This is a genomic window from Massilia brevitalea (genome assembly GCF_030711405.1).
GTDB lineage: Bacteria > Pseudomonadota > Gammaproteobacteria > Burkholderiales > Burkholderiaceae_D > Telluria > Telluria brevitalea.
This window is the reverse complement of sequence record NZ_JAULSI010000016.1, coordinates 1-14109: the sequence shown is the minus strand read 5'-3', so window position 1 is coordinate 14109 and position 14109 is coordinate 1. Positions and strand designations below refer to the sequence as shown.

Sequence of the window (14109 nt, the reverse complement as noted above, 5' to 3'; positions counted from 1 at the left end):
CAGTGGCCCGTATCCGAACACCGCAATCAAAAGGAATAAGACGTGTCCGATTCGACCCGACTGCGCCGGCCGCTGGCCGCCCTGTGCACCTTGTCTGCACTGCTCCTGTCCGCCTGCTCGAAAGAGGCGCCCAAAGCCGAGGACGTGCGCCCGGTGCGCGCCATCGTGCTGGCCCAGGGCGATGCGGGCGCCAGCGCCGAATTCTCCGGCGAAGTACGTCCGCGCATCGAGTCGCGCCTGGGTTTCCGGGTGGCCGGCAAGATCGTCGAGCGCAAGGTCGACATCGGCGCCACCGTCAGGAAGGGCGACGTGCTGATGCAGCTCGACCCGCAAGACCTGAAGCTGGCCGCCAGCCAGGCCCAGGCCAGCCTGCGCGCCGCCGAAACCAACCGCGACCTCGCCAACTCCGACTACAAGCGCTACCAGGAACTGCGCGACAAGAATTTCGTCAGCCAGTCGGTGCTCGACTCGAAACGCGCTGCCCTGCGCGCAGCCCAGGCCGAGGCCGATGCCGCCCGTGCCGGTTTCCGTGGCCAGTCGAACCAGGCCGGCTACAGCAACCTGGTTGCCGACATCGACGGCGTGGTGACCGGCATCGACGCCGAGGTCGGCCAGGTCGTCACTGCCGGCACGCCGGTGGTGCGCGTGGCCCGCACCGACGAAATGGAAGTCGTGATCGGCATTCCCGAAGACCGCGTCGACGATATCCGCAAGGTCGATTCGGTGACGGTGCGCCTGTGGGCCAATCCTGGCGAAGCGATCGCCGGCAAGGTGCGCGAAGTGTCGCCGGTGGCCGATGCCGCCACCCGCACCTACACGGTCAAGGTGGCGATCCCGCCGCGCGCCGACGTGCGCCTGGGGATGACGGCCGCCGTGCAAATCGCCTCGCGCAGCGGCGCCGGCGGCCTGCGCGCGCCGCTCACCGCACTGCATCACCAGAAAGGCGTGACGAGCGTCTGGATCGTCGAGAAGGATGTCGTGAAGCTGGTGCCGGTGCAGATTGCCGGCCAGGCGGGTAACGACGTGCTGCTCGGCGCCGGCGTGCAGCCTGGGCAGACCGTGGTGACGGCGGGCGTGAACCTGCTGCGCAATGGCCAGAAGGTGCGCATCCTGACTGCCGATGTTGCCCGCCGCGGCGATACAGAGGCTGCTGCCGCCGGTGCGGGCGGTGGAGCCCAGAAATGAAGGGCTTCAACCTGTCGCGCTGGGCGCTCGAACACATTCCGCTCACGCGCTACCTGATCGCCGCGCTGCTGATCGGCGGCATCCTCAGCTACCAGAAGCTGGGCCAGGACGAAGACCCGCCGTTCACCTTCCGCGCCATGGTCGTGCGCGCCGTCTGGCCGGGCGCCACCGCCGTGCAGATGGCCGAGCAGGTCACCGACAAGCTGGAACGCAAGCTGCAGGAAACGCCGTATATCGACCGCATCCGCAGCTTCTCCAAGCCGGGCGAAACCACCATCATCCTCGAGCTGCGCGAATCGACGCCGCCGAAGGACGTGCCCGATTCCTGGTACCAGGTACGGAAAAAGATCGGCGATATCCAGGCCACGCTGCCGCAGGGCGTGATCGGCCCCTTCTTCAACGACGAATTCGGCGACACCTACGGCTCGATCTTCGCGCTGTCCGGCGACGGCTTTAGCTATGCCGAGATGAAGGACTACGCCGACTTCGTGCGCCAGCAGCTGCTCGGGGTGCCGCTGGTGGCGAAGGTCGAGCAGTTCGGCGTGCAGAACGAGAAGGTCAACATCCTGTTCTCGAACAAGAAGTTCGCCCAGCTGGGCGTGCCCTTCGAGCAGATCGTCAACCAGATCGCCACGCAAAACGGCATCGAGGCCTCGGGCGTGCTGGTGACGCCGACCGACAATTTGCAGGTGCGCGTGACGGGCGCGATCCGCACCGCCAAGGAACTCGAAGACCTGCAGCTGCGCGCCGGGAATACCACCTTCCGCCTGGGCGACTTCGCCGTCGTGAAACGCGAATACCAGGACCCGCCGCAGGACAAGATGCGCTTCAACGGCAAGGAAGTGATCGGCCTGGGGGTGTCGATGGAAAAGGGCGGGAACATCATCGCGCTCGGCGAATCGCTGGACAGCACCGTCACGCGCATCCGCTCGCAGCTGCCGGTCGGGATCGAGCTCGAACGCGTGTCGAACCAGCCGCAGGCCGTCACCGAATCGGTGAGCGAATTCATTCACACGCTGATCGAGGCGGTGATCATCGTGCTGGCCGTGAGCTTCCTGGCGCTCGGCCTGCACACGAAACCGAAGCTGCGCATCGACGTGCGCCCCGGCCTGGTGGTGGCGCTGACCATTCCGCTGGTGCTGGCGATTACCTTCCTCTTCATGCGCATGTTCGACATCTCGCTGCACAAGGTGTCGCTGGGGGCGCTGATCATCGCGCTTGGCCTCTTGGTGGACGACGCCATCATCGCGGTCGAGATGATGGTGCGGAAGATGGAGGAGGGCCTGTCGCGCTTCGAGGCGGCCACCTTTGCCTACACCTCGACCGCGATCCCGATGCTGACCGGGACCCTGATCACGGCGGCCGGCTTCCTGCCGATCGGCCTGGCCAAGTCGGCGGCCGGCGAATACACCTTCTCGATGTTCTCGGTGAATGCGATCGCCCTGATCGTGTCGTGGATCGTGGCCGTGACCTTCACGCCCTACATCGGCTTCCTGCTGCTGAAGGTGAAGCCGCACGGGCAGGGGCATTCCGAGCACGACGTATTCAATACGCCGATGTTCCGGCGCTTCCGTGCACTGGTGACCTGGTGCGTCGAGTTCCGCAAGACGACGATCGTGCTCAGTTTGGCGGTGTTCACGCTCGGCGTCTTTGGCTTCAAGTTCATCGAGAAGCAGTTCTTCCCGGATTCCAGCCGCCCCGAGCTGATGGTCGAGATGTGGCTGCCGGAAGGGACCAGCTTTGCCGCCAACGAGGCGCTCGTGAAGAAGTTCGAGACGTTTGTCCGCAAGCAGCCAAACGTGGAGAGCATCACCAGTTACGTCGGCACCGGCAGCCCGCGCTTCTACCTGCCGCTGGACCAGATCTTCCCGCAGTCGAACGTGTCGCAGTTCGTGGTGCTGCCCACCAGCGCGGCGCACCGGCAGGAGCTGCTGACCAGGATTGAAAAAGTGTTCCGCGAGGAGTTCCCGGAAGTGCGCGGTCGCGTGAAGCTGCTGCCGAACGGGCCGCCGGTGCCGTATCCGGTGCAGTTCCAGGTGGCGGGGCCGGACATCGGCGTGGTGCGCGGCGTGGCCGACCAGGTGAAGGATGTCTTGCGCGCGAATCCGAATGCGGTGGGCGTGAACGATAACTGGAACGAGTCGGTGAAGGTCTTGCGCCTCGACCTCGGTCAGGACAAGCTGCGTGCGCTCGGCGTGACGACGCAACTTGTGCGCCGCTCGGTGCAAACAGTTTTGACGGGCACCACCGTCGGCCAGTTCCGCGAAACCAACGAGCTGATCGACATCGTGGTACGCCAGCCGCTGGAAGAGCGTTCGACGATTACGGTGCTGCGCGATACGAATATCCCGACCGCCTCGGGCCGTTCGGTGACGCTCGGCCAGGTGGCGCGCGTGGAATTCGTCTGGGAGCCGGGCGTGATCTGGCGCGAGGGCAGGGAGTGGGCAATCATGGTGCAGTCGGACGTGGTGGCCGGTATCCAGGGGCCCACCGTGTCCGGGCAGGTAGGCGAGCAGTTGGCCGGCATCCGGGCCAAATTGCCGGCCGGTTACCGCGTGACGCTGGAAGGCGCGGCGGCCGACAGTTCGGAGGCGGAAGCCTCGATCACGGCGAACGTGCCGCTGGTGCTGTTCATCGTGTTCACGCTGCTGATGCTGCAGCTGCACAGCTTCTCGCGCTCGCTGCTGGTATTCCTCACCGGGCCGCTGGGCGTGGCGGGGGCGGCGATGGCCTTGCTGCTGCTGGGTCGGCCGTTCGGGTTTGTCGCCAACCTGGGCGTGATTGCGCTGTTCGGCATGATCATCCGCAATTCCGTGATCCTGGTCGACCAGATCGAGCAGGACATCAAGGGCGGGGCCGAGGCCTGGGATGCGATTATCGAAGCGGCGGTGCGCCGCTGCCGGCCGATCCTGCTGACGGCGGCGGCGGCGGCGCTGGCCATGATTCCGCTGTCGCGCTCCGTGTTCTGGGGGCCGATGGCGGTGGCGATCATGGGGGGCTTGCTGGTAGCGACTGCCTTGACCTTGTTGTTCCTGCCGGCGCTGTACGCGGCGTGGTTCAGGGTGAAAAAGCCGGTGCGATAATTTGCGGGCGTTTCGACATTCCACCGTGCGATACCGCGTGGGCACAAGTGCCCACCCTACCTATATCCGCCGTTCGTAGGGTGGGCACTCGTGCCCACGCGGTCTCACCATTCGAATATCGGCGAATTCAACCGCATTAACACCGCATGAAAACCATATCCCACATATGCATGAATAAACCCCTTCGCACCCCAGCAAAATTCACTCCCTCCAGTGTCAGAAAATCCAGTAAAATACCGGGTTGAAGTTGTAGCCCCTAGACAATGGAGTGCAGGGCGGCCGGTTTCTACTGTCGGGCGCCCTTTGTTTTTGTGGCAATATGCAATCCTGCGCGAGGATGGCGAAATTGGTAGACGCACCAGGTTTAGGTCCTGACGCCAGCAATGGTGTGGGGGTTCGAGTCCCCCTCCTCGCACCACGAATAATTATTTTTTTGGACGATTTTTACGATGGCAACTGCAGTCGAAACCCTGGATAAACTCGAGCGCCGCTTGACGATCACTTTTCCGTTGAGCGATGTTCGTACGGAAGTTGAAAAACGCCTCAAGAAGCAGGCCAAGACCGCCAAGGCTCCTGGTTTCCGTCCGGGCAAAGTGCCTCTGAAAATGGTCGCAGCCCAATACGGCTACCAGATCGAATCGGACGTGCTGAACGACCGCGTCGGCCGCGCCTTCAACGACGCCGCCAACGAAGCTGGCCTGCGCGTTGCCGGTTTCCCGAAGATCGAGCCGAAAGAAGAAGCAGCCGAAGGCATGCTGGCTTTCGACGCCACCTTCGAAGTCTTCCCTGAAGTCAAGGTCGGCGACCTGGCCGCTGTGGAAGTCGAAACCATCGCTACCGAAGTCAGCGATGCCGAAATCGACAAGACCATCGACATCCTGCGCAAGCAGCGCGTGCACTACCACACCAAGGGCGAAGCCGGCGAACACGGCGACGGCGGCGAAGCCGTTGCTGCCAATGGCGACCGCGTGACCGTCGACTTCGTCGGCAAGATCGACGGCGTCGAATTCGACGGCGGCAAGGCCGAAGGCTACAGCTTCGTGCTGGGCGAAGGCCGCATGCTGCCGGAATTCGAAGCCGCAACCGTGGGCCTGAAAGTCGGCGAGAGCAAGACCTTCCCGCTGGCTTTCCCTGAGGATTACCACGGCAAGGACGTCGCCGGTAAAACCGCCGAGTTCACCATCACCCTGCAGAACCTGGAATGGGCGCACCTGCCGGAAGTCGACGCCGAGTTCGCCAAGTCGCTGGGCATCGAAGACGGCGCCATCGAAAAAATGCGCGCCGACATCAAGACCAACCTCGAGCGTGAAGTCAACGCCCGCATCAAGGCCCGCAACAAGGAAGCCGTGATGGACGCCCTGGTCAAAGTGACCGAGATGGACGTGCCGAAGGTCATGATCGAGCAGGATTCGCAGCGCCTGGCCGAGCAGACCCGCCAGGACATGGCCCAGCGCGGCATGGACGTCAAGAACCTGCCGTTCCCGACCGAACTGTTCGCCGAAAAGGCCGAGCGCCGCGTGCGCCTGGGTCTGATCCTGTCGCAACTGGTCGCCGACAACAACCTGCAAGCTACCCAAGAGCAGGTGAAGGCCCAGATCGAAGACTTCGCACAGAGCTATGAAGATCCGAAGGAAGTCCTGAAGTACTACTACAGCGACCGCCGCCGCCTGGGTGAAGTCGAAAGCCTTGTTTTGGAAGAAAACGTCGTTAACTATGTACTTGGCAAGGCGAAGGTCGGCACCAAGACCATCGCTTTCGATGAATTGATGGGTAGCAACCCACAGGCTTGATTGGATGGGTAGGCTCATCGTTCGGGCCTGCCCTTCAATTTTTTTACAAGCCTCTTTTTCAAGGAACCAGACAGGTATGAACCATAATCCGGCATTGGACACCCAAGCACTCGGCCTCGTGCCGATGGTCGTGGAGCAAAGCGGCCGCGGCGAGCGCGCGTACGACATTTACTCGCGCCTGCTGAAGGAACGTGTGATTTTCCTGGTCGGTCCTGTCAACGACCAGATGGCCAACCTGATCGTCGCCCAGATGCTGTTCCTGGAGAGCGAAAATCCGGACAAGGACATCTCGCTCTACATCAACTCCCCGGGCGGTTCGGTTTCCGCAGGCCTGGCGATCTTCGACACGATGAATTTCATCAAGCCGGACGTCTCCACCCTGTGCACCGGCCTGGCGGCGTCGATGGGCGCCTTCCTGCTGGCCGCGGGTGCGAAAGGCAAGCGTTTCTCGCTGCCGAATTCGCGCGTGATGATCCACCAGCCGTCGGGCGGCTCGCAGGGCATGGCGTCGGATATCGAAATCCAGGCCAAGGAAATCCTGTACCTGCGCGAGCGCCTGGCACGCATCATGGCCGACAACACCGGCCAGACCATCGAGCAGATCCACAAGGACACCGACCGCGACCGCTTCATGTCGGCGGAAGAGTCCGTGGAATACGGCCTGATCGACAAGGTTCTGACGAATCGCGCTTGATGCACCCCACAAGGTGTTGCTGAAAAACGCCCGGGCGCAAACACGTTCGGGCGTTTGTTTTTTATTTCGGGTAGCATGAGGGTGTGTGCGCCGACAGCGCACGCGTCGTCATGACGTTATATCCATATTCAATAGAAACCTGCCCCCATGTCTGACAAAAAATCCTCCAGCGGCGAAAAGCTTCTGTACTGCTCGTTCTGCGGCAAGAGTCAGCACGAGGTGAAAAAGCTCATCGCCGGACCATCGGTCTTCATCTGCGACGAGTGCATCGACCTGTGCAACGACATCATCCGTGACGAGACATCGAACGTCGAATCGGTGGCGGGCGCCAAGTCCGACCTGCCGACCCCGCACGAGATCGCCGAACTGCTCGACCAGTATGTGATCGGCCAGCAGACTGCCAAGCGCATCCTGTCGGTCGCGGTCTACAACCACTACAAACGCCTCAAACACCTCGGCAAGAAGGACGACGTCGAACTCGCCAAGAGCAACATCCTGCTCGTCGGCCCGACCGGTTCCGGCAAGACCCTGCTGGCGCAAACCCTGGCGCGCATGCTGAACGTGCCCTTCGTCATCGCCGACGCCACCACGCTGACCGAAGCCGGCTACGTGGGCGAAGACGTCGAGAACATCATCCAGAAGCTGCTGCAAAGCTGCAACTACGAGGTGGAAAAGGCCCAGCGCGGCATCGTCTACATCGATGAAATCGACAAGATTTCGCGCAAGTCCGACAATCCGTCGATCACGCGCGACGTGTCGGGCGAGGGCGTGCAGCAAGCACTGCTGAAACTGATCGAAGGCACGATGGCTTCGGTACCGCCACAAGGCGGGCGCAAGCATCCGAACCAGGACTTCGTGCAGATCGACACGACCAACATCATGTTCATCTGCGGCGGCGCCTTCGACGGCCTGGCCAAGATCGTGCAGAACCGTTCGGAAAAGGGCGGCATCGGTTTCGCAGCCAGCGTCAAGAGCAGCACCCAGCGCTCGAACAGCGAAATCATGATGGAAGCCGAGCCGGAAGACCTGATCAAGTTCGGTTTGATTCCTGAGCTGGTTGGCCGTCTGCCGGTGGTCGCCACGCTGAATGAATTGACGGAAGAAGCACTGATCCAGATCCTGATCGAGCCAAAGAATGCGCTCATCAAGCAGTATTCGAAACTGCTGGAAATGGAAGGCGCGGAACTCGAAATTCGCCCAGCCGCTTTGCACGCAATTGCGAAAAAAGCACTGGCGCGCAAGACCGGCGCCCGGGGCTTGCGTTCGATCCTGGAGCACGCATTGCTCGACGTGATGTACGAATTGCCGAACCAGCAAAACGTGGTCAAGGTTGTGGTTGATGAAAATACGATCACGAATGGCGCCAAACCTTTGCTGATTTACAGCGAAACAGCAAAAGCCTCCGGCGAAAACTAAAAAATTCCGCACGGAAAGCACAAATCCACTTGTGCGCCGGGAGCTTGAAGGTACAATTTACCTCAATAAAAGCATCCGGCTTCAATCGAAAAGCCACTCTCGGCGCTGAGCCGTGCAGTGGCTTTTTTATTTGAAACTGGGGATTTTATTGGCGCGGCCGGCTTGCTCTTCTTGAATGTCTTTTTAATTTCAAGAAATATTCGATGGCCGGTCTTGTGTTTTCACCGTGTGCGCCCAACATCGTCTACACGCTTTTTATAAGGTATGCCATGACAACTTCGAAATTAACCGAGCAAACGACGCTGCCCCTCCTGCCGTTGCGCGACGTGGTCGTGTTTCCCCATATGGTGATACCACTGTTCGTTGGCCGCCCGAAATCGATCAAAGCCCTGGAAGCTGCGATGGAGCAGGGCAAGAGCATCATGCTCGCTGCCCAAAAGGCCGCTGCCAAAGACGAACCTTCCGCCGCAGACATCTACGAGATCGGCTGCGTCGCGAACATCCTGCAAATGCTGAAACTGCCTGACGGCACTGTGAAGGTGCTCGTCGAAGGCGCCCAGCGTGCCCGTATCGATCACATTACCGACGCTCCAACCCACTTCGTGGCCGAGCTGACCCCGGTGCGTTCGGAAATCGGCGACGACTCCGAAGTCGAAGCCATGCGCCGCGCCATCGTCCAGCAGTTCGACCAGTACGTCAAACTGAACAAGAAAATCCCGCCGGAGATCCTCGCCTCGCTGGCCGGCATCGACGACGCCGGCCGCCTGGCCGACACCGTTGCCGCGCACCTGCCGCTCAAACTCGAGCAGAAGCAGGTGATCCTGGAAATCTTCAACGTCGCCAAGCGCCTCGAGCACCTGCTCGGCCAGCTGGAAGGCGAGCTCGACATCCTGCAAGTGGAAAAGCGCATCCGCGGCCGCGTGAAGCGCCAGATGGAAAAATCGCAGCGCGAGTACTACCTGAATGAGCAGGTCAAAGCCATCCAGAAGGAACTGGGCGAAGGCGAAGACGGCGCCGACATCGACGAGCTGGAAAAGAAAGTGATCGCCGCCAAGATGCCGAAGGAGGCCATGGACAAGGCCACCGCCGAGATCAAGAAACTGAAACTGATGTCGCCGATGTCGGCCGAAGCCACCGTCGTGCGCAACTATATCGATACCCTGGTGTCGCTGCCGTGGAAAAAGAAATCCAAGGTTGCCAACGACCTGGAAAATGCCGAGAAAGTGCTGGAAGCCGAGCACTACGGTCTCGACAAGATCAAGGAACGCATCCTGGAATACCTCGCGGTGCAGCAGCGCGTCGACAAGCTCAAAGCGCCGATCCTGTGCTTCGTCGGTCCTCCGGGCGTGGGTAAGACCTCGCTGGGCCAGTCCATCGCCCGCGCCACGAACCGCAAGTTCGTGCGCATGGCCCTGGGCGGCGTGCGCGACGAAGCCGAGATCCGCGGCCACCGCCGTACCTACATCGGCTCGATGCCAGGTAAAGTTTTGCAATCGCTTGCAAAAGTCGGCGTGCGCAACCCGCTGTTCCTGCTCGACGAGATCGACAAGATGGGTGCGGATTTCCGCGGCGACCCGTCGTCGGCCCTGCTCGAAGTGCTGGATCCGGAGCAGAACCACACCTTCTCGGACCACTACCTGGAAGTCGACTTCGACTTGTCGGATGTGATGTTCGTGGCGACCTCGAACTCGTTCAACATCCCGCCGGCACTGCTGGACCGGATGGAAGTCATTCGCCTGTCGGGTTACACCGAAGACGAAAAGACCAACATCGCCCAGCGCTACCTGCTGCCGAAGCAAGTCAAGGCGAACGGCCTGCGCGACGGCGAGATCAAGGTCGAGGAATCGGCGATCCGCGACATCATCCGCTACTACACCCGTGAAGCGGGCGTGCGTTCGCTGGAACGCGAAATCTCGAAGATCTGCCGCAAGGTCGTCAAGATGCTGCTGCTGAAAAAGGGCGAGAAAGCCATCGTCGTCAACGGCAAGAACCTGGACAAGTTCCTGGGCGTGCGCCGCTACGATTTCGGCGTGGCCGAGAAGGACAACCAGATCGGCCAGGTGGTCGGTCTGGCCTGGACCGAAGTCGGCGGCGACCTGCTGACCATCGAAGCCGTGAACGTGCCGGGCAAGGGCGCCATCATCCGCACCGGTACCCTGGGCGACGTGATGAAGGAATCGATCGAGGCGGCCCGCACCGTGGTGCGTTCGCGTGCCCAGCGCCTGGGCATCAAGAACGAGGTGTTCGAGAAGAGCGACATCCACATCCACGTGCCGGAAGGCGCGACGCCGAAGGACGGTCCGTCCGCCGGTATCGCGATGACCACGGCGCTGGTGTCGATCTTTACCGGCATCCCGGTGCGCGCCGACGTGGCGATGACGGGCGAGATCACGCTGCGCGGCGAAGTGCTGCCGATCGGCGGCCTGAAAGAGAAGCTGCTGGCGGCGCATCGCGGCGGCATCAAGACGGTCTTGATCCCCGAGCAGAACGTGAAGGACCTGGCCGAGATTCCGGACAACGTCAAGAACAAGCTCGAGATCGTGCCGGTACGCTGGATCGAGAAAGTGCTGGAAATCGCGCTGGAGCGCCAGCCGGAAGCCCTGGCCGATGTGCCGGCGGTGTCGGTGACGCCGTCCCCGGCAGCCGAAGGGCAGGGCGACGTGGTCAAGCACTGATTGTCGGTAGATCGCAGTCAATGAAGAGGCGCCCAGGTGGCGCCTCTTTTTTTGCCTTGCCGGGATGTTGGTATGGACACGGTCGCCCGATATCGTAGAGGTTGTGAAAAAATGGTCAGGGCAAGGCGCCGAGTCGAAGACAGTACGAGCGTACGGCGAGACGAGGCAACGCCGCCATGGCCATTTTTTTACAACCTCGTAGGGTGGGCACTCCGTGCCCACGCGGTTACGTGCTCGTCCGGAGTTTGCCGCCTGAAATGATCGATCGAGGAGTGGCAGTACTTATAGCGTTAACAATATGCAGTTTGATACGCCAACAATGCTCATCGTTCCGCGTGGGCACGGAGTGCCCACCCTACGTATCGCGAATCCGATACGGTAATGGCCATGCGGATCGCGATATCGAGATATGTCAGCGCTTATACGTGTTGCTTGACAGAAGCAAATCCCCCTTGTTTAATACGCGCTTGCAGTTTTTTGCAGGAAGGCGCAGCGCCGCCGCGTCAGAACGTACAAGAGGGAATAGAGTGAACAAGACTGAACTGATCGAAGAAATCGCGAAATCCGCGGACATTACCAAGGCCTCGGCAACGCGCGCACTCGACGCCATGATCGAAGCGGTGACCAGCACCCTGAAAAAGAACGACAGTGTCACGCTGGTCGGCTTCGGCACCTTCAGCGTGGGCGAGCGCGCAGCACGTACCGGCCGCGATCCGCGCACCAAGGAACCGATCAAGATTAAAGCTGCAAAGGTTCCGAAATTTAAGGCTGGTAAAGCGCTAAAAGATGCTGTAAACTAATGCCTTCTCTGCAGCGACATGCAGAGAAAACCAGGCAGTAAAGCGAGACTGTGTGTCTCGCGAAGTGGGAAGCTTTGGCCTCTCTGCTTTCTGCGGCCTGGTATGCAGTACCTAGTATGTGAAGTGGAGCGGTAGTTCAGTTGGTTAGAATACCGGCCTGTCACGCCGGGGGTCGCGGGTTCGAGCCCCGTCCGCTCCGCCACTCACCATACACAGATTCTGGAGCGGTAGTTCAGTTGGTTAGAATACCGGCCTGTCACGCCGGGGGTCGCGGGTTCGAGCCCCGTCCGCTCCGCCAGATGCAGTTGTACCGGGGCGCCACGAAAGGCGCCTCAATAAGAAGAGGCGAACGCGAGTTCGCCTTTTTTTTTAACTGTGCTTTAAGGCCATTTCCTGAGTGATTGGTGACCATGTTTGATTTTGTACGTAACAACAAACGCGTGATGTACGGTGTGCTCGGCCTGATCATCGTTCCGTCCTTCGTTCTCGTCGGTGTCGACAGCTACCAGAACCGCGGCGACAGCGCCGCCGGCGTGGCCACCGTCGACGGCCGTACCATCACCCAGCAGGAATGGGACGATGCCCAGCGCCGCCAGATCGACCAGGCTCGCCAGCAGATGGGTCCGCAATTCGACCAGAAGCTGTTTGACACCCCGCAAGCCAAGCGCGAAGTGCTGGACAACCTGGTGGCTGAACGCGCCGTGAACGCCGAAATCGCACGCGCCCACCTGACCGTGGCCGACGGGGCGCTGGTCAACGCGATCCAGGCCCTGCCTGGCTTCAAGAAGCCGGACGGCAGCTTCGACATGGACCAGTACAAGGCCGCGCTGGCCGCCCAGGGCATGACGCCGGAGATGTTCGACGCGCGCATGCGCCGCGACATGGCGATCCAGCAACTGGCCGGTTCGATCCAGAGCACCGCCTTCGCGCCGCGTTCGGTGGCCAGCCGTATTTCCGACATTAACGACCAGGAACGCGAAGTCCAGGAACTGCTGTTCCCGATTGCGAACTACCTGCCGCAAGTCAAAGTCACCGACGAGATGGTCAAGGCCTTCTATGACAAGAACGCCACCCTGTTCCAGATTCCGGAGCAGGTGAAAGCCGAGTACCTCGTGCTGGACGCGGCGGCCGTCGAAAGCCAGGTGAAGGTGAGCGACGCCGACGTCACTGCTTTCTACAACGCCAACCAGAAGCGTTTCGTCACGCCCGAGCAGCGTACCGCCAGCCACATCCTGATCAACAAGGCGCGCGACGCCAAGCCGGCCGAGGAAGCCGCCGCCAAGGCCAAGGCCGAAGCGGTGCTGGCCGAAGTGCGCAAGAATCCGGCCGAGTTCGCCACCATCGCCAAGACCCAGTCGCAGGACACCGATTCGGCGGCGCAGGGCGGCGACCTGGGCGCGATCGAGAAGGGCAATTATCCGGTCAAGGAAATCGAAGAGACCGTCTACAAGCTCAAGGATGGCGAAGTCAGCGGCATCGTGGCATCGGAGTTCGGCTACCACATCATCAAGCTCACCTCGGTGAAGCCGTCGGTGCAGAAGCCGCTGGACGCCGCCCGTGCTGAAATCGCTGAAGAACTGAAGAAGTCGGCGCTGTCGAAGAAATACTCGGAACTGGCGGAAAGCTTCAACGACATCGTCTACGAGCAATCGGACAGCCTGAAGCCGGCCGCCGACAAGCTGGGCCTGCAGATCCAGACCGTCGAGGGCCTCGGCCGCAAGGCGAACCCGGCCCTGGGCACCGCACCGTACAACAACGACAAATTCCTGACCGCCCTGTTCTCGAACGAGTCGATCAAGAACAAGCGCAATACCGAAGCCGTCGAAGTGGCGCCTGCGACCCTGGTTGCCGGCCGCGTGGTCGAATTCAAGCCGGCCACCAAGCGTCCGCTGGCCGAAGTCGAAGCGGCGATCCGCCAGCGCGTGACCCAGGAAGAAGCGCTGCGCCTGGCACGCCAGGCTGGCGAAGCCAAGCTGGCCGCCGCCAAGGCAGCGGGCGACGCCACCGGTTTCGGCGAGGCGAAAGTCCTGTCGCGCACCAAGGAGCCGACCGTGCACCCGGCCGGCGCGCTGGCCGTGTTCAAGGCCGACGTGACGAAGCTGCCAGCCTACGTGGGCGTGGACGTGCCGGGTGTAGGCTATGGCGTGTACCGCATCGGCAAAGTGTCGCAGCCGGCCCAGGTGGATACCACCCGCCGCAACCAGGAAGCCCAGCAGATCGGCGGCCTGGTCGGCCAGGCGGAACTGTATAACTACGTCGAGGCGATCAAGGTCAAGAACAAGGCCAAGATCAATGTCGGCGCCGCCAAGCCGGCGGAGCAGGCTGAGTAAGCTTGTCGATGCGTGCATGAAAAAACCCGGCTGTGTGAGCAGCCGGGTTTTTTTACGTTCAGAGGATTGTTGGCGGCAGAGATCTTGATGGCTGCGACCGTATCTATGGACTCCACCCGTTTTGCAAGAAGAAGAT

General features: G+C 61.4%; 8 protein-coding genes and 3 tRNA genes. All 11 read left to right on the top strand.

The window, feature by feature from the left end; genetic code table 11:
* Positions 1-42: 42 nt before the first annotated feature.
* The 11 genes from QWL29_RS11890 (at position 43) to QWL29_RS11840 (ending at position 13973) form a co-directional block, all read left to right on the top strand.
* A complete protein-coding gene (locus QWL29_RS11890) occupies positions 43-1185 on the top strand; it encodes an efflux RND transporter periplasmic adaptor subunit (protein WP_305823104.1) in 1143 nt (380 codons plus the stop codon).
* Positions 1182-4268, top strand: coding sequence for an efflux RND transporter permease subunit (locus QWL29_RS11885; protein WP_305823103.1), 3087 nt, complete (start codon positions 1182-1184; stop codon positions 4266-4268). The genes QWL29_RS11890 and QWL29_RS11885 overlap by 4 nt, the downstream gene beginning before the upstream one ends.
* Before the next feature lie 331 nt (positions 4269-4599).
* Positions 4600-4686 (top strand) — tRNA-Leu (locus QWL29_RS11880).
* Positions 4687-4717: 31 nt separating this feature from the next.
* Positions 4718-6058 (top strand): trigger factor, encoded by a 1341-nt coding sequence (tig, locus tag QWL29_RS11875; RefSeq protein WP_305823102.1) that lies wholly within the window; start codon positions 4718-4720, stop codon positions 6056-6058.
* A gap of 76 nt (positions 6059-6134) precedes the next feature.
* A complete protein-coding gene (gene clpP / locus QWL29_RS11870) occupies positions 6135-6752 on the top strand; it encodes an ATP-dependent Clp endopeptidase proteolytic subunit ClpP (RefSeq protein ID WP_267498632.1) in 618 nt (205 codons plus the stop codon).
* A 147-nt stretch (positions 6753-6899) separates the two neighbouring features.
* On the top strand, positions 6900-8168 hold the full coding sequence (gene clpX, locus QWL29_RS11865; protein ID WP_305823101.1) for an ATP-dependent Clp protease ATP-binding subunit ClpX: 1269 nt from the start codon (positions 6900-6902) through the stop codon (positions 8166-8168).
* A 269-nt stretch (positions 8169-8437) separates the two neighbouring features.
* Positions 8438-10843, top strand: a complete 2406-nt coding sequence (lon, locus tag QWL29_RS11860; RefSeq protein WP_305823100.1) for an endopeptidase La — start codon at positions 8438-8440, stop codon at positions 10841-10843.
* A 527-nt stretch (positions 10844-11370) separates the two neighbouring features.
* Positions 11371-11643 (top strand): HU family DNA-binding protein, encoded by a 273-nt coding sequence (locus tag QWL29_RS11855; RefSeq protein ID WP_305823099.1) that lies wholly within the window; start codon positions 11371-11373, stop codon positions 11641-11643.
* 125 nt (positions 11644-11768) lie between these two features.
* Positions 11769-11845: transfer RNA gene (locus tag QWL29_RS11850), tRNA-Asp, on the top strand.
* 19 nt (positions 11846-11864) lie between these two features.
* Positions 11865-11941 (top strand) — tRNA-Asp (locus QWL29_RS11845).
* Positions 11942-12053: 112 nt separating this feature from the next.
* Positions 12054-13973, top strand: a complete 1920-nt coding sequence (locus tag QWL29_RS11840) for a SurA N-terminal domain-containing protein (protein WP_305823098.1) — start codon at positions 12054-12056, stop codon at positions 13971-13973.
* The last annotated feature ends 136 nt before the right edge of the window (positions 13974-14109 follow it).